Origin of the sequence: Dyadobacter subterraneus (genome assembly GCF_015221875.1) — a bacterium.
GTDB classification, from domain to species: Bacteria; Bacteroidota; Bacteroidia; order Cytophagales; family Spirosomataceae; genus Dyadobacter; species Dyadobacter subterraneus.
This window is the reverse complement of sequence record NZ_JACYGY010000001.1, coordinates 5,760,742-5,778,614: the sequence shown is the minus strand read 5'-3', so window position 1 is coordinate 5,778,614 and position 17,873 is coordinate 5,760,742. Positions and strand designations below refer to the sequence as shown.

Here is a 17,873-nt window from a genome sequence, read left to right as displayed (position 1 = left end):
TTAAATCAGTTTGAAAATAAATATAGATTAATCAAATGTTTTTTGACTTAATCTATATTTATCTAAACCAAAGCTTCAAATAATATTTCTGCCGGATGCATCGCTTTGCGTCCAGTACCATCATGAATCTGGTGACGGCAGCTTGTTCCGGGAGCAGCAATAATTACATCATCAGCCTGTTTCCTAACCGTTGGGAAAAGTACAAGCTCTCCAATTTGCATGGAAATATCATAATGCTCCTTTTCATATCCGAAAGATCCCGCCATTCCGCAGCATCCCGAAGGAATTAGCTGAACGGTGTAATTTTCCGGTAATGAAAGCATTCTTTTCGTTGGTATCATACTGGAAATCGCCTTTTGCTGACAATGACCGTGTAACTTGATCACTCGTTTTTCCTTACTGAACGAATCTTTCGAAATGCGTTTCAGCTCAATTTCCCTTGAAACAAACTCATCAAACTGCAAAGCATTAAGCGCAAGTTTTTTGGCATCTTCCACCATATCTTCCCGAACAAGATCAGGATATTCGTCGCGGAAAGTTAAAATTGCAGACGGCTCAATACCGATTAATGGCGCGTCGTGAGAAATGATATCTTTTAACAAACGGATATTTTCTTCTGCGATTTTCTTTGCGTCTTTTAATAATCCCTTCGAAAGTTGAGGTCTTCCGGATGTTCCGTGGTTAGGAATGATTACTTCATAACCCAGTTTTTCCAAAACCATGATTGCTTTTATTCCAATTTCAACGTCATTAAAATTGGTAAACTCGTCACAGAAAAGATAAACCTGACGGGCGGATGAACTTGCCGGTTTCTTACTCTTTGCTCTTTTATCATACCAGGCACGAAGTGTTGTGTTTTTTAACAACGGCATGGTACGCTCCGGGTGAAAACCGACGATGCTATTGGCAATTTTCCGAAGCGGCGCATTTTTATATATCAAATTATAAGCCCACGGAACATAACTGGCCAAACCGTTAAGTTTTGAAAAATTCCCAACCAGCCACGAGCGCATTGGAACGCCATGCTCGTCATGATAATGCTGAAGAAATTCCATTTTCAATTTCGCGACATCCACATTGGAAGGACATTCGCCTTTGCAACCTTTGCAGGCCAGGCAGAGATCATATACTTCCTTGATTTCTTTATTGTCAAACCGGTTTTCTTTGGGAGAATTTGTCAGCATTTCCCGCAGAATATTGGCTCTTGCACGCGTTGTATCTTTTTCATTTCGTGTCGCCATGAAACTTGGACACATCGTTCCACCGCTCATCTCCGTTTTCCGGCAATCGCCTGATCCGTTGCATTGTTCTGCGTGCTGCAAAACAGTCTGATCTTTAAAACGGAAATAAGTTTTGAACTCCGGTACAAAGTGATCCGCCTCGTAACGTAAAAAGCTGTCCATTGGCGGCGTATCAACGATTTTTCCCGGATTCAGAATATTATGAGGATCCCAGGTCCGTTTTATTTCCTTAAACAATTCATAATTATGCTGTCCAACCATTTGCGGAATAAATTCGCCGCGCAAACGTCCGTCTCCATGTTCACCGGAAAGTGAACCCTGGAATTTTTTAACCAGCGTCGCAATTTCTTCTGCGATGGTTCTGAATTGCTGGTGACCTTCTTTTGTCTTTAAATTGATAATCGGACGAAGATGTAATTCTCCCGATCCGGCATGCGCATAATGCACTGCTGACATACCATGTTTTTTGAGAATGTCATTGAATTCAATAATGTACTGAGGCTGATCATAAACATCCACTGCGGTATCTTCAATCACGGCCACAGCTTTTTCGTCACCCGGAAGATTACTCAGCAAACCTAATCCTGCTTTTCTAAGTGTCCAGATTTTTTTGGTATCATCCCCAAATAAAAGCGGATAGTGATAACCCATGCCGGCTTCAATAAAATCGGCTCTCAAAGCTTCGGCCAGTGCTTCTACTTCTTCTTTTGTTTCTCTGGAAAGATCCACAACCAGAATTGCAGGATATTCTCCCGCCTCAGTATTCTGGACAAAAAATGCGTTTGCCTTTTGTTCTTTATTTGTGGCGGCACATTCAAGAACATAGTTATCAATCAGCTCAACAGCCTGCGGTTTATATTTTAAAGCCAGAATGGTAGCTCTTAAAGCTTCGTCAATCGTCTTAAAATGAGCGCACAATAATCCTTGTGTCGTCGGAGGAAGCGGGATAATGTTTAATTTGATTTCAGTCAGAAAACAAAGTGTACCTTCTGATCCGGCAATAAGTTTACACATATTAAAAGGAACCGCATTTTCCCCATTTTCAGGAAAATGCGTAAAAGGTTCCGTTTCCAAAAGCATATCCAGCGCATAACCGGTATTCCTTCTTTCTACGCTGCGTTTTGGAAATTCTTTTCTGATCTCGACCTGATTGGCTGGATTCGATAAAATTTCAAAAGTTTTGGAATAAATTTTATCGGCAAGAGAAAGCTGCCCGTTTGTAATTGAAAGTTTATTTTTAAAATCGACAGTGCTTTCTGTACCAAAAGTTACCTCACTTCCGTCCGCCAGAATTGCTTTTACTTCCAGCAAATGTTCGCGCGTACTTCCATATACTACGGAATTGGATCCACAGGAATTATTTCCAACCATTCCCCCGATCATAGCGCGGTTTGCCGTAGACGTCTCCGGACCGAAATAAAGCCCATATGGTTTTAAAGCCATATTCAGTTCATCGCGCACAACGCCCGGCTCAACCCTGACATAACGTTCCTCAGCATTAATTTCCAGAATTTTGGTGAAATGCTTCGAAGTATCGACAATAATTCCGCTTCCCACAACCTGTCCGGCGAGTGAAGTGCCTGCAGTTCTGGGTACCAATGAAATTTTATTACTGGTTGCATAAGCAATCAGTTTTTTAATATCATCCAGTGTTTTTGGAATGGCCACAGCCAAAGGCATTTCCCGGTAGGCCGATGCATCCGTTGCATACAAAGTACGCATTGTATTGTCATCATATAAATCACCTGTAAGCTGGGAGGCTAATAATTGTAGATCTGAATTTTCAACTGAGGACTGCGGTGCCATAAACTAAAAAGGTACTGAAAATATACTGCTCCAAAGTTACGAACAACCACCGATGTAATCATGAAATTTTTATAGAAAGGTTAGTTGGAATTTCATTTAGTTAAAATCTCAAATGGCAAGTATGTTGTTTATAACGTTTACTGGTGTCGTTTATAGGAGTATGTTGAAATCCTAAAGGAAATTCAGGAGGTTATTAATTTTTGAAGAGTTAAGTCGCTGCTTTAAAATGTATAAAGTCAACTTATTAAAATTATAAAAAAATGTAACCAAAAGTTTATTTAATCTTTTATCAATAAATATTTGTAATAATTAAATAAATCTATGTCACCATAATTTGTAATATCTCAACTAATTATATTAATTTGCTTAACTATTAAGCAAAAATTTCAATTTAATCTGATTATTGTTCATAATGTGCCTTTTCGACCTCGGAAACACAGTTTTTAGAAGATTTTGAATGACTTTGATTAATAGGATTGAAGAACTAACAAAATTAATTAACCTAATGTATGATGAAACTTTCCTGTTTACTGCACAAAATCTCCAAAGGATTGGGTGCAATTGAAGATGTTAAAAATCGAGATGATGTTAGTAAACGTCACTTCACTTATTACAATTTCTTGTTTTTATTACTTTTTTCTACGGCTGCTGCTTTTGGACAGGATGTTGCCGTTAGTGGAAAAGTAACAGATTCAAAAGGGTCTGGTTTGCCGGGGGTTGCCATTACAATTAAAGGGACTACAAGAGGGACAAATACTGACGTTGATGGTAACTACCAGTTCGCGGTGCCTGCTAATTCAACTTTATCTTTTAGCTCAATTGGTTTTGAACCGAAAGATGTGGCTATTGGAAATAAATCAGTAGTGAATGTATCGTTATCCGAAGATGTAAAAGCACTGGAAGAGGTTGTTGTTGTAGGTTATGGTACTGTAAGAAAAAAGGATGCAACAGGTGCAGTATCCGCTTTGGGTTCCAAAGACTTTCAAAAAGGTATTGTAACTTCTCCTGAGCAATTGATGCAGGGACGTGTTGCGGGCGTGCAAATCACCCAGTCCAGCGGTGAGCCAGGTGGTGGTATTAACGTACGTATCCGTGGTACATCTTCTGTATTGGGAGGTAACAACCCGCTTTTTGTAATTGACGGTGTCCCTCTGAGCGGTGATAACACTTCCAGTGGTGGAGATAATCAGGGTGTTGGTCGTCAGCCTGCAAAAAACCCTTTAAACTTCCTTAATCCTGATGATATCGCCAGTATTGATATCTTGAAAGATGCCTCTGCTACCGCAATTTATGGTTCGCGTGGTGCTAATGGTGTTGTCTTAATTACAACGAAAAAAGGTAAAGGAAAAGGTTCTCTGGATTACGGATATTCCTTTGGTATCAGTAACATTACTAAAAAGTATGATTTATTAAATGCCAAAGAATACGTTGCGGCAGGGGGACAAGATCAGGGATCAAGCACAGATTGGCAAAAAGAACTTTTCAGAACTGCGCTTACACATCAGCATAACCTTTCTTATGGCGGAGGAGATAATGCTGGTAACTATCGTTTTTCTTTGGGTTATCTTAACCAGGATGGTATCGTTCAGACTTCCAATGTAAAACGTTATAGTGTGGGATTCAGTGGAGCAAAGAAATTTATCAATAATAAACTCTCAATTGGTAGCAACCTGAACTTTGCAAATACGCAGGATACAGGTGTTCCGATCTCGGAAAACATCGGTTTCGAGGGTGATCTTATGGGTAGTATTTTAAAAGCAAACCCAACCCGTGCCGTTTACAATGCGGATGGTGGATTTAATCAGGTTACTACTACTGAACCTAACCCTATGGCATTTGTTAAATTGTCGAAGGATAAAGCCAATACTTTACGCGCACTAGGAAACATCAACGCAGAACTTGAAATTCTTAAAGGTTTGAAATTCAAAACAGTATTAGGTTTTGATAAATCAATGTCAACAAGAAAACAAGCTTATTCAAGAGACCTGCTTGTAACAGGGATAACTAATATCGGACGTGTTTATATCAGAGATGTTGAAGCAAACAATCAGCTTTGGGAAAACTATTTTACATACGATAAAGAATTTGGTAAGGTAACACTGAATGCACTTTTGGGTTATTCATATCAAAGTTTTGAAAACAGTAGTAAAAACGTTTCTGCTGCAAATTTCAGAACAAGTGATTTGGATTTGATGGTTAATAACCTGGGTATTGCCGGAACAGTGGCAATTAAGGATGCCACTGCTTTACAAAGTGTTGGTTCAGTAGTTCAGAATTCAAATTATACCAAAGATGAGCTGCAATCTTATTTTGGTCGTGTTAACCTTGGATTTGCCAATAAATACCTGTTTACCGGTACGTTACGTATAGATGGTTCATCTAAATTTGGTGGTAACAATAAATATGGATATTTCCCATCAGGTGCATTTAAATGGAAAATTGTTGAGGAAGAATTCGTCCCTAAGGAAGTATTTACAGATCTTGCTCTTAGAGTTGGGTATGGGGTTACGGGTAACCAAAACATTCCTCACAACGTATATGACAGAAGAGACAGATACAGTGATTACGTAATTAACCAAAACGGTGACGGTATCACAGGTGGTGGTTTGAACGCCGTTGCCTTTAACAATCCAAACTTGAAATGGGAATCTACTGCTGCATTAAACCTTGGTATCGACTTCTCTATTTTGAAAGGAAGACTTTCCGGTAGCATTGACGCTTACAACAAAAGTACCAAAGATTTGCTTTTCAAGGTGGTTGCTGCCCAGCCTGCTCCGAACCCCTTTGTTTATAAAAATCTTGATACTGATATTCAAAACCGAGGTATCGAATTGGCTTTAAATGCAGTAGTGATTGACGGGAAAAAATTCTCTTGGGAAGTTTTGTTCAATGCTTCTTACAACAAAAACCTTGTTAAAAACCTGATAGGTACTTATGATACAGGTGAAATTAACGGACAAGGTTTGTCGGGTGCGTTTGCACAACGTCTGGCAGAAGGTCAGCCATTGTTCGCTTATTTCCTTCGCGAGTTTGGTGGATTTGATGATAATGGTAATTCAATTTATCCAAATGGTGACTTCCAACAATTCCTTGGAGGAAAAAGTCCGCTTCCAAAAGTTAACGCGGGTTTAACAAATAACTTTAAATATGGTAATTTTGATTTGAGCATCTTTTTCAATGGTGTATTTGGAAATTACTTGTACTCAAACACTGCAAATGCTTTCTTTACACAAGGATCATTTGCTAACGGACGTAATGTAACGAAAAATGTAATCGGTAATGGAGAAGGTGCATTAAACGCGCCGGATGTATCCACACGCTTTTTGGAAAAAGGTAATTTCATAAGAATGCAGAACTTTTCATTGGGGTACCGTATTCCTTTGAAAAGCAGCAAAATCTTGTCAAATGCCAGAGTATTTGTTTCAGGACAGAATTTGTTTACAATAACAAAATACAGCGGACAGGATCCGGAAGTAAGCACAAACAAATCATTGAATGACATTCCATCATTCGGAATTGATTACACCGCTTATCCAAGATCAAGAACCTACACGATTGGTGCAAGTTTCTCATTCTAATTAATTTTGATCAACAATGAAAACGAATAACATATATAAACTTTTGGTGTTCAGCGTAAGTTTGGCTGGATTATCATCATGTACCGATCTGATTCCTGACGAAAAGGATTCGGTAGTTAACAAGGTTGAAGAGGGAGGATTTGCTCCCGTAAACGTGCCGGAAGCGTTAGCATCTGCATACAAAGATCTGTCTACTTATTCGGATCAGGCGGGTATTTATGCGCTTGGGGAGCATGTTACTGCGGAAATGATCCCTCCTACACGCGGTGTTGACTGGGGAGATAACGGTGTATGGCGCACATTGGATCAGCATACCTGGGATGCTTCGCACTCTTATATTCTTAGTGCATGGAATGCTTTGAACCAGCGTGCATATAAAGCCACCGAAATCATTGCTTCAAATCCGTCTGCCGCGCAAAAAGCAGAAGCGCAATTTTTACGTGCTTACAATATGTACTGGGTTATGGATTACTGGGGAGTGGTACCAGTAAGAGAAGTGACGCAGGGTGTTGATGATTTACCAAAAGTTTTGTCACGTTCTGAGGCATTTGATTATATCGTTAAAGATTTGACTGAAGCGTTGCCTAATTTATCAAAAGTAGGGCCTTCGGTTACAAATGGTACGGCTTCAAAAGCAGCAGCTAACTTTTTGCTTGCGAAATTGTATCTTAATAAAGCTGTGTACAAAAGTACTGCTCCGGAAGGACCATATACTTTTGACAAAGCGGATATGGATAAAGTTGTGACTTACGTTGATGCAATCACTGCTGATGGATATTCATTGGAAAAAGATTACTTTTCAACATTCTCATCCAGTGCTAAAACTGAACCTATCCTTTTAGTTTTGGAGGGTACTGCTCAAAATCGCTGGTTCATGACATTGCACTATGGTCAGAATCCTTCGGGATGGAACGGCTTTGCAACGCTGGCAGATTTCTATGATACTTTTGAATCAAAGGATTCCAGAATTGGTTCGCCGGCTAAGAAAGATGGAACGCAATATTCTGGTATTGGTCTTGGATTTCTTATTGGGCCTCAGTATGATGATAAAGGTGCTGCTGTAATTGACACACGTACCCAAAAGCCGTTGGCGTTCACAAGAGATGTACCTTTGGCTGGTGCAGCTACGGATAAAGGAATTCGTGTCATTAAATATCACCCTGCAAATGCTGGTAAATATATCCTTATGCGCTACGCAGAAGCTTATTTAATGAAAGCGGAAGCACAACTTAGAGGTGGAAATGCAGCAGGTGCTCTTGCTCAGATCAATACTTTGAGAACTACTCGCGGCGCTACTACTCTGGCATCACTTACCGAACAAAATCTTTTCGATGAAATCGGTAGAGAGTTATATTGGGAAGGTGGTAAAAGAACAACTGAGGTTCGTTTCAGTAAATTTACATCAGGGGAAGGTACTTCTGTGAAAGAAGCCTATACGGTTCTTTATCCGATACCATCTGCGGCACTTGTTTCGAATGCAAATCTTACTCAAAATAAAGGGTACTAGAAATATTATTTTTTCTTTTACAAAAATGCTCGATGTATTCGAGCATTTTTGTTTTTATTGATTTTAAAAATTTATGAATCATTTAAAAATTGCCGCCAGCTTAATCCTTTCTTTATTATTTTCATCGTGCAGTCCTGATACAAGTGAAGATAGCATATACAATCAATTAGCTGACAAACAGGCAAAAGCTATTTATAAAGTTAATAACAAAGAATTTTATCCATCCGAAGGAGTTTTTTCAGCAGAGATAAATGCATCCGACAAACTCTTGAGTATGACCTTGGTTGACCAGTTTGATGACAGAACAATTATTAGTTTTGGGGGAGAAAACTGGTATGTAGCCGTGCCTGTCAAAAAAGAAGTTTTTGCTGATAATCAGGTGAATGCAGGAGTGAAAATGGGAAAACTTCTGGATAGAAAAAAAATGATCGGTGTAGGATATGTGATGTCTGAGGGAATTGTAACTCTTCAGGAATTTTCAAAAGACAAAGTCGTTATTAAAGTAAAAGGAAAAGTAGGTAAATACAGTGATTTTCAGGAAGCCACAGAATTCTTTCCCATGGAAGGTACAGTAGTTTGTAAAAAACCTACTTTTCAACTGATGAATATTACAGAAGAAGAATTATTTAATGCCCAAAAGACATCAGCGAAGTTATGAGTAACCAGTTTAGACCGTCAAATTTATGCACTGTAATTTTAGCATTTTTTATCTTTTGTTCTTGTCAAAAAAGTAAAAATGATAGTACCTTATTTGAGCTTGTAGATGCCTCTGATTCTGGTATTAATTTTGAAAATAAAGTAGTCAACCGGGAGGACTTTAACATTTTTACATACCGTAATTTTTACAATGGCGGTGGTGTTTCTGTTGGAGATATCAACAATGATGGCTTACCTGATATTTATTTCACCGCCAATATGGGCGACAATAAATTGTATCTGAACAAAGGGAATTTCAAATTTGAAGATATAACAGCAAAAGCGGGTGTTGCTGAATCCATGAAGTGGAGTACCGGAACTGTGATGGTGGATATAAACAATGACGGTCTGCTGGATATTTATGTTTGTAATGCTGGCTATCAAAAAGGAGTGAGCCAGGAAAATGCACTTTACATCAATAATGGAAACCTTACTTTCACAGAATCTGCGGCAAAATATAATTTGAATGAAGACGGTTATACCACACATACAGCATTCTTTGATTATGACCTCGACGGGGACCTTGATGCGTTTATTTTGAACAACAGTTTTATACCTGTCAATACATTAAACTACTCAAACAACCGGGACGTAAGAGCAAAAGACTGGCCGGTAAAAGACTTTTTGAAGAAAGGTGGCGGAGATAAATTGCTTAGAAATGATAACGGAAAATTTGTCGATGTAAGTGAAGAAGCAGGTATATATGGAAGTCTGATCGGTTTTGGGCTGGGCGTAACAGTAGGAGATATCAACGGCGACCAATATCCGGATCTTTACATTTGTAATGATTTTTATGAAAAAGATTATTTATACATCAATAACAAAAACGGTACCTTTTCCGAAGAACTGGAAAAACGCGTAAAACATACCAGTCTGGCTTCTATGGGTGCGGATATGGCCGATATTAATAATGACGGCTATCCTGAATTATTTGTCACAGATATGCTTCCCCGGGATGAATATAGATTAAAAACCACTACTTCTTTTGAAAATCATTACCTTTTTAATCTAAAAAAGGACAAGGGATTTTACAATCAATACATGCAAAACAGCCTCCAGTTCAATAATCAGGACGGCACTTTTAGTGAAATTTCGAATTACTCAGGCGTAGCATCGAGTGACTGGAGTTGGGGAGCTTTGATGTTTGACGCGGATAACGATTCAAAAACAGATATTTTCGTATGTAACGGTATTTTTCATGATATTCTTGACCAGGATTTTATAGATTTTTTTGCCAATGAACTTGTGCAGAAAATGATCATGTCAGGTGAAAAGGAGAGTATGAATAACATTATCGACAAAATGCCTTCAACACCTGTCGCTAATAATTTTTTTCACAACGAAGGATCTTTAAAATTTCCGGAAAAGGGAACTGAATTTGGTTTGGATCAAAAATCCTTTTCAAACGGAGCCGCATATGCTGATCTTGATAATGACGGAGATTTGGATTTGGTGGTCAATAATGTGAATCAACCTTGTTTCATTTATAAAAATAAATCAGAAGCAAAAAAAGACCGTAACCATTTTGTCAAAATAAACTTAATGGGTGACGGTTCTAACACTTTTGCCATAGGAGCAAAGGCGGAAGTATTTGCCGGAAATGAGATTTTTGACAGACAAATAAATCCGGTAAGAGGATTTCAGTCCAGCACGGAATATCCTGTGACGATTGGTCTGGGACGAATCACAAAAATCGATTCTGTCCGAATCATTTGGCCTAACCGGAAATTTACTGTTAAGTTAAATCCTGCCATTGATACTATGCTCTATTTTTCAGTTAAAGATGCCGGACAAAAAATATTTACACCATTACCGGTTGTTGTTAATCATCTGGTTTCCGAAGTTCCGGCAGCTTTTGATCCGCACAAAGAAGATAAATATGACGATTTTTTCAATGAGAGAAACATTCCAATGCTCCTTTCACAGGAAGGTCCGAAAGCTGCTATTGGAGATGTAAATAAAGATGGAAAGGACGACATTTATATTTGCGGAGCAAAAGGACAAGGCGGGCAGTTATATATTCAGAATGGGAGTGCATTCATAAAATCGACACAAAAAACCTTTCAGGATTTATCAGGTTTTGAGGACACCGCCGCTGCTTTTTTTGATTGTGATGGTGATGGTGATCTGGACCTTGTTGTCGGAAGTGGAGGAAATGAGTCTGTTCCGCGTACGCAGGAATTGCCGACCCGGCTATATTTAAATGACGGGAAGGGTAATTTTGCAATAAATACAAAAGCATTGCCGCCCAATGGAATGAACACGGCCGTAATTGTGGCAAATGATTATGACAAGGATGGGGATATAGATCTTTTTGTTGGGAGTAGAAGTGTGCCAAGAGAATATGGAATCTCTCCGACAAGTTATATTTACCAAAATGACGGACACGGAATATTCAAAGAAGTGGGTAAAACCATTGCACCTGAGCTTACAAAAACCGGTATGATTCGGGATGCTTTTTGGGCTGATGTTAATGGTGATAAAAAAGAAGAACTGATCGTAGTGGGAGACTGGATGGCTCCTGCCGTATTTGAATTTACTAGTGGCAAGTTCAAAAAACTTAATTCAGGACTGGAACAATACAATGGTTTTTGGGGAAGTCTGAAAGTTTTGGATATTGACAGCGACGGTGATATGGATTTTATTATGGGAAATATCGGAGAGAATTTTTCTCTGACTGCAACCGATAAATCGCCCGTTAAAATCTGGATTAATGACTTTAATAAAAATGGAAATATTGATAAAGTCATGACCAAAACGGTAGATTCCAGGGATATGCCGGTGTTACTGAAACGGGATCTGACTACGCAATTTCCATTCCTGAAAAAGAAAAACATCAAGCATTCCGAGTACGCCAATAATTCGATTCAGGATCTTTTTCCGGCGGACATTATGAGCTCAACCTATGAACGATCTGTGAATTATCTTAAATCAGCCATTGCCGTCAATGACGGAAAGGGTCATTTTTTACTTTCTCCTTTGCCTGATATGGTGCAGCTCTCATGCCTGAATGCAATCGAAAGTTCTGATATTAATAGGGACGGGAAACCGGATCTGATTGTGGGTGGCAATTTCTCACATTTTATTCCACAGCTGGGAGCGCTGGATGCTTGTCGCGGTAATGTGTTAATTAACAAAGGAAATAATAAGTTTGATGTGCTTTTGAGCACGCAAAGCGGTTATTCCATTGATGGAGAATTGAAACAAATAAGTTCGATAATGATCGGTGGAAAACCCTATCTTATTAATCTTGTCAATAATTCAAAGCCTGTTTTATTCCGAATCAACAAAGGATAGTTTTTGAATTTATGAAAAAAGTAGTTCTTGTATTAAGTGTTTTCAGTTTACTGCTGAGCCTGGTTTCCTGTTCTAACAAGGAAGAAAAACGGGATTATGCTTTCACATTGCTGACGTCTGAAAAAACCGGGTTAGATTTCTCAAATACTTTAAAGCCGACCAAAGATTTTAATATTTTTAACTACATGTACTTCTATAATGGAGGTGGTGTAGGTGCGGGCGATTTGAATAATGATGGTTTGGTTGATCTGTGTTTTATGGCCAATCAGGAATCCAACCGTATTTATTTGAACCGTTCGGGGATGAAATTTGAGGACATTACCGAAAAGGCTAACTTCAAAACCGGAAAAGGCTGGTCAAATGGCGTATCTATCGTGGACATCAACCAGGATGGAATGCTTGATATTTACATCAGTCAGGTTGGTGATTTTGAAGGTGTTAAAGGTCATAATCTTTTATTTGTCTGCAAGGAAATAACGAAAGATGGCATTCCTGTTTATGAAGAAAAATCAAAGGAATATGGATTGGATTTAGTAGTTTTTGGAACTCAGGCCGCATTTTTTGATTATGATCTGGACGGTGATCTTGATATGTTTCAATTGAATCATTCAGTTCATCAAAACGGAACCTTTGGAAGACGCGCGCTTTTCGAAGGAACCTATCATCCCCTTGCCGGCGATAAACTTTTCAAAAATGAAAACGGCAAGTTTGTAGAAGTTTCAAAGACGACAGGTATTAATAGTTCTGTACTTGGTTATGGGCTTGGCCTGGGAATTGGTGATATCAATTTTGACGGATATCCGGATATGTACGTTGGTAATGATTTCCATGAAAATGATTATCTCTATATCAACCAGAAAAACGGAAGTTTCAAAGATGAAATTGAAACTTCGATCATGCACACGAGCCAGTTTTCAATGGGTATTGATATTGGTGATTTAAATAATGATGCTTTTCCGGAAATCGTTTCGCTGGATATGCTTCCTTCAAGTTATGAGATTTTGAAGAAGTCAGAAGGGGAGGATATGTACAGTATTTTCAAGTACAAGATTCGCCAGGGATATAATTACCAGTTTGCGAGAAATAATTTGCAGTTCAATAATGGAAACGGGACGTTTAGTGAAATTGGCATGTATTCCGGTATCCACGCAACGGACTGGTCCTGGTCGCCACTTTTTACAGATTTTGATAATGACGGACTGAAAGATCTTTTCATTTCCAACGGAATTCCAAAGCGGATGAACGATACGGATTACATCAAATTTATATCAGATGATGTGGTTCAGGAAAGATTAAAGAAGAAAAATATTGATGAAAATGATCCGAGACTGGCTGATAAGTTGCCAGAAATAAAGCTTCTTAACAAGTTTTTCTCAAATCAAAAAGATCTCAATTTCAAAGATTTGGAAGGATCTATCGAAAATGATAAGGTATCGTATTCCAATGGCTCCGTTTATGCAGATCTTGACAATGACGGAGATCTGGACATTATCACCAACAATATCAATGAAAAGGTGTTTGTCTATGAAAATCTTGCAGATAAGAAACATGCCAAAAATAATTTTGTCCGGTTGTATTTGAAAGGCGCACAGGGAAATCTGAACGCAATCGGATCAAAATGTCTGGTATTCAAAAAAGATAAGGTTGAAAGTTATGAAAAATTCCCTGTTCGCGGATTTCAATCCAGCATGGAAATTCCGCTTAATATTGGATTAGGAAAAAAGGAAGATGTTGATTCAATGATTGTGATTTGGCCGGATAATAGATTTCAAGTCATCAAAAAAGCAGGTTTGAAAGATTCCTTAAACCTGACTTACTCGAAAACATTATCTGTTTTTAATTACCAGGAATTTAAAAATAACCGTAGTTCGATGGATTACAGTTACGAAGATATTGCCGCAAAATTAGGTTTGGATATACGTCATGAGGAGAATAATTTTATAGAATTTGATCGCAATTCTTTAATACCGTTTGAAGTTTCTGCGGATGGTCCGGCGCTTGCCATTGCTGATATAAATCATGATGGACTAGACGATATTTTTGTAGGCGCTTCAAAAAGATTTAAGAGCCATCTTTTTATTCAGTCAGCAAACGGATTGTTTAAAGAATCTGCCCAACCGGCACTGACAAGGGATAGTACCTATGAGGGAGTTGACGCTCAATGGATTGATGTGAATCGTGATAATCACCCGGATTTGGTGTTGGCCACCGGAGGAAATGAATATTCCAACAACTCGGAATATCAGATGCCAAGGGTTTATTTAAATGACGGAAAGGGCAATCTGAGCGGCAAGGCGGATGCGTTTTCAAATATTTTTGTCACAGCATCCTGCGTTGTTCCATTTGATTTTACGGGTGATGGAATTGTGGATTTATTTATTGGCGGAAGGGCGGTACCAATTAATTATGGAGAGATTCCTAAATCCTATCTGCTGAAAAATGATGGAACTGGAAAGTTTACGGATGTGACCAGTCAATATGGAAAAGAATTGTCTTCAATCGGTTATGTGAAAAATGCAAAACTGGCGGATATGGATAAAGACGGTGACCAGGATTTGTTGCTTGCTCTGGAATGGGACGGGATTTGCATGATGGAAAATAATGGCAAAACCTTCACGAAAAAATTACTAACGGAGGGCAAAGGTTGGTGGAATTTTGTAATGCCATATGATTTTGATGGCGACGGTGATCTTGATATTCTGGCTGGAAATTTAGGTTTAAACAGTAGGATGAAAGCCAGCAAAGAGCAACCCGTTAGGATGTATATCAACGATTACGATAACAACGGAAGAAGAGAACCTATTCTGACTTATTATCTCAACGGGACTGAATCTTTGTTTCCAACAAAACTGGAAATTGAAAAGCAAATGCCGTTTATCAAGAAGAAATATATTTATGCAACTGAGTTTGCAAAGGCCAGCATTGGTGATATTGTTGGAAAAGAAAAATTAAAAGAAGCTGCCGTTTTGGAAGCGGATTATTTTGAAAATACGATTCTGGTCAATGACGGGAAAGGTAATTTCAGCTTAAAGCCACTTGAATTCCGGGGGCAATGGTCGCCTTATTATGATGCCCAAATTATTGATGCAAACGGCGATAAACTTCCGGATGTTTTGATCATGGGTAACTTTTATAATGTCAATATTCAAATGGGTAGGTATGATGCAGATTATGGGACGGTACTGATCAATAAAGGAAACTGTAATTTTACACCAAAACCGCTTAACGGTTTACAAATAAAAGGGCAGGTTAGAAAATTGAAAGAGCTAAAATTGAAAGATGGAAGTGCAATCGTTGCTGCGAGAAACGACGATAAACTTGTCGTTATCAGAAGAAAAACTGCAACTCAGAAAACGAAATTATAAGCGATTGTGACAATTGGTGTAGCGAAAATATTAAGCTGATAACTCGTTGTAACTTTATTTTCAGTTTTGAAGAAAACGGAATAAGCATTTTTCCTCGCATAAACATTGTAGACCGAAAAAGTCCAGTGTCCTTGCCATCTGCGGTTTTTCATGCTTGGATTGTAGATATTCCAGGCAAAATCAAGCCGATGATAATCGGGAATGCGTTTATTATTTCGCTTATCATAAAACGGATAAACGTTATTCTGATAATTAATGAAACCAATGGGCTCACTATAAGGCCTTCCCGTGCTGTAAGCGAATATAAGACCAAAAGAATTGTGACTGTCGACTGTGATATCCAGTGATGCGTTGAAGGTGTGTGGCTTGTCATAATTGGCGGCATACCAGTCGCCCCGGTTCACGAGCTCGATCAAAGGAGCACCTTTGTCAATTCTGTTTAAAGATCTGGCATAAGTATAATTAGCCCAGCCTTTCATATTTCCTTTCTTTTTGGATAACATCACCTCAAGGCCATAGGATTTGTTAATTCCCTGAACAAGCTGTGTTTCCGGATATTTTTGTAGCAGAAAATCTGCACCGGGTTTGTAATCGATAATATTGTTGGCTTGACGATAATATCCTTCCATTGTTATTTCAAAAATATTGTCGTCAAAAGTTCGGTAAACGCCAGCCGTGAATAAATTACTGATTTGGGGTTTGATATGTGTATCACTGGTTTTCCAGCGGGAAGTTGGAATTGGAGTCGCCGTATTGGAAACAACCTGAATGTACTGGCGCATCAGATTATAGCCGAATTTCAAAGAAGTTCTATCGTTTAAAGCATAACTGATCCCGACGCGCGGTTCAAATCCACCGTAACCTTTGGATATTTGTCCGTTTCTATATATCGTAGAATCTTGGACAGAAAAATCATCTCTTGGCTGTCCGGGAATATAATTTCTGACAACGGATTTTCCAATCGACATAAAGTAAGAGTAACGTAATCCAAAGGAAACGGCCAGTTTTGGCGAAACCTTTATTTCATCATCAAGATACCAGGCCAGTTCATTGGCTCTTTCTGTCGGTGTGGTGATATAATTGACACTTTTGCTAAGTCCGGGTTCCAGCGTTCCCGGCATGATTGTATACCGCGTGGCTACCAAACCGGTTTCTATTTTATGATTTTCAAGCTGATAATTTAGGTTTGATTTAATTTGTTTTTGAGCTACTGATGATGGAAGTTTTACAATATTTCCGGTAGCTTTTTCTTTTGTTCCAATTTCGGGGGCATAACGGGCATAGATGACGGATGACTGCAAATTAAGTTTTGGAGAAATAACATGAAGCCAGCGAAGCATTCCATTGGTGGTAATATGTTTATAATAAGTATCAGTCCCTACAACGTTTGGCAAATTTGTGAGAAGATCAGTTTTGAAATAATCGTTGCTATAATAACCCATCAACGTTAGCGTATTTTTATCATTGATCCGGTAAAAAGATTTGGTTGAAAGTTCTCCGAATTTTGCCCGGATATTGTTCAAACGTTTATCCAGTTTTGGTAAAATAAAATCATTAAAAGCACCTCTTCCTGCAACATAAATCCCAAGTTTCCCTTTGATAATCGGGACGTCAGCCATAAGCCGGTTTGATACCAGACTTATTCCTCCCGACATTTTAAACTTTTCCAGATTTGGGTTTTTGGTTGAAATATCAAGAACAGAAGCCACACGGCCACCAAAACGTGCAGGTACATTTCCTTTGTACAAATCAAGACTATTAACTGTGTTGGGAGGAATCACAGAAAATAATCCAAACATATGCGTCGGATTGAAAATCGGAGTATCGTCCAGTAATATCAAAGTCTGATCCGTTGTTCCCCCGCGAATATTTACGCCGTTGGAAGCTTCACCAACACTGGAAACACCTGGCAACATTTGCAGGCTTCTTAAAATATCAAGTTCACCAAAAGCGGAAGGCAGTTTTTCAAGCGTTTTTATATTGATTTGAAGTGATCCTAAAATAGGTTGCCGAATGGTTTGATCGTAACCTTTACTTGTCACGATTACTTCTTCCAATTGACTGGAAGTTGTAACCATTAAAACATTAAAATTGGCTTTCTGGACACCATCTTTGATGTAGGTCCGGAACGTTTCATAACCGACGTGGCGGATGGTAATAACGTGATCACCGGTTGGCAGTTCCAGTAGAAAATTTCCTTTTTCATCCACTTTTTCGGTAGTCAGATTTTTGCGGTAATCGACAATAATCGTAGCACCCGGCAGCGGTGCACGCGTAGCCGAGTCCCTGACAGTTCCTGTAATTTTAAGGCCCTGCGCACGAACACAAAATCCGGAAATCAGAAAAGTACAGATCAGATAAAATGCCTTCATAAATTCAGATT

Annotated in this window: 7 protein-coding genes; 5 read left to right on the top strand and 2 right to left on the bottom strand. The window is 38.7% G+C overall.

What is annotated here, in order from left to right; translation table 11 throughout:
- Positions 1–62: 62 nt before the first annotated feature.
- Positions 63–3,047 carry an FAD-binding and (Fe-S)-binding domain-containing protein gene (locus tag IEE83_RS24095; protein ID WP_194123024.1) on the bottom strand — a complete coding sequence of 995 codons (2,985 nt, stop codon included), beginning with the start codon at positions 3,045–3,047 and terminating at the stop codon, positions 63–65.
- A 509-nt stretch (positions 3,048–3,556) separates the two neighbouring features.
- On the opposite strand from IEE83_RS24095, the gene IEE83_RS24090 reads away from it, so the two are divergent.
- The 5 genes from IEE83_RS24090 to IEE83_RS24070 all read left to right on the top strand — a co-directional run bounded on the left by IEE83_RS24090 (position 3,557) and on the right by IEE83_RS24070 (position 15,490).
- Complete coding sequence (locus tag IEE83_RS24090) at positions 3,557–6,625, top strand: SusC/RagA family TonB-linked outer membrane protein (protein WP_228101954.1); 3,069 nt, start codon at positions 3,557–3,559, stop codon at positions 6,623–6,625.
- A gap of 16 nt (positions 6,626–6,641) precedes the next feature.
- Complete coding sequence (locus IEE83_RS24085; RefSeq protein ID WP_194123023.1) at positions 6,642–8,132, top strand: RagB/SusD family nutrient uptake outer membrane protein; 1,491 nt, start codon at positions 6,642–6,644, stop codon at positions 8,130–8,132.
- 73 nt (positions 8,133–8,205) lie between these two features.
- The gene (locus IEE83_RS24080) at positions 8,206–8,790 is read left to right on the top strand and encodes a hypothetical protein (RefSeq protein ID WP_194123022.1); all 585 of its coding nucleotides are present in this window, start codon (positions 8,206–8,208) and stop codon (positions 8,788–8,790) included.
- A complete protein-coding gene (locus tag IEE83_RS24075) occupies positions 8,787–12,125 on the top strand; it encodes a VCBS repeat-containing protein (RefSeq protein ID WP_194123021.1) in 3,339 nt (1,112 codons plus the stop codon). The genes IEE83_RS24080 and IEE83_RS24075 overlap by 4 nt, the downstream gene beginning before the upstream one ends.
- An 11-nt stretch (positions 12,126–12,136) precedes the next feature.
- Positions 12,137–15,490: a VCBS repeat-containing protein gene (locus IEE83_RS24070; protein WP_194123020.1), complete on the top strand. Its 3,354-nt coding sequence runs from the start codon at positions 12,137–12,139 to the stop codon at positions 15,488–15,490.
- On the opposite strand, the gene IEE83_RS24065 is transcribed toward IEE83_RS24070, so the two are convergent.
- The gene (locus IEE83_RS24065; RefSeq protein WP_194123019.1) at positions 15,472–17,862 is read right to left on the bottom strand and encodes a TonB-dependent receptor; all 2,391 of its coding nucleotides are present in this window, start codon (positions 17,860–17,862) and stop codon (positions 15,472–15,474) included. The two genes, IEE83_RS24070 and IEE83_RS24065, sit on opposite strands and share 19 nt — an antisense overlap.
- Positions 17,863–17,873: the final 11 nt, after the last annotated feature.

Bases quoted from the DNA above. Each gene is read 5' to 3' on its own strand.
- IEE83_RS24095 (WP_194123024.1), bottom strand. From the start codon at position 3,047: ATGGCACCGCAGTCCTCAGTTGAAAATTCAGATCTACAATTATTAGCC.
- IEE83_RS24090 (WP_228101954.1), top strand. From the start codon at position 3,557: ATGATGAAACTTTCCTGTTTACTGCACAAAATCTCCAAAGGATTGGGT.
- IEE83_RS24085 (WP_194123023.1), top strand. From the start codon at position 6,642: ATGAAAACGAATAACATATATAAACTTTTGGTGTTCAGCGTAAGTTTG.
- IEE83_RS24080 (WP_194123022.1), top strand. From the start codon at position 8,206: ATGAATCATTTAAAAATTGCCGCCAGCTTAATCCTTTCTTTATTATTT.
- IEE83_RS24075 (WP_194123021.1), top strand. From the start codon at position 8,787: ATGAGTAACCAGTTTAGACCGTCAAATTTATGCACTGTAATTTTAGCA.
- IEE83_RS24070 (WP_194123020.1), top strand. From the start codon at position 12,137: ATGAAAAAAGTAGTTCTTGTATTAAGTGTTTTCAGTTTACTGCTGAGC.
- IEE83_RS24065 (WP_194123019.1), bottom strand. From the start codon at position 17,862: ATGAAGGCATTTTATCTGATCTGTACTTTTCTGATTTCCGGATTTTGT.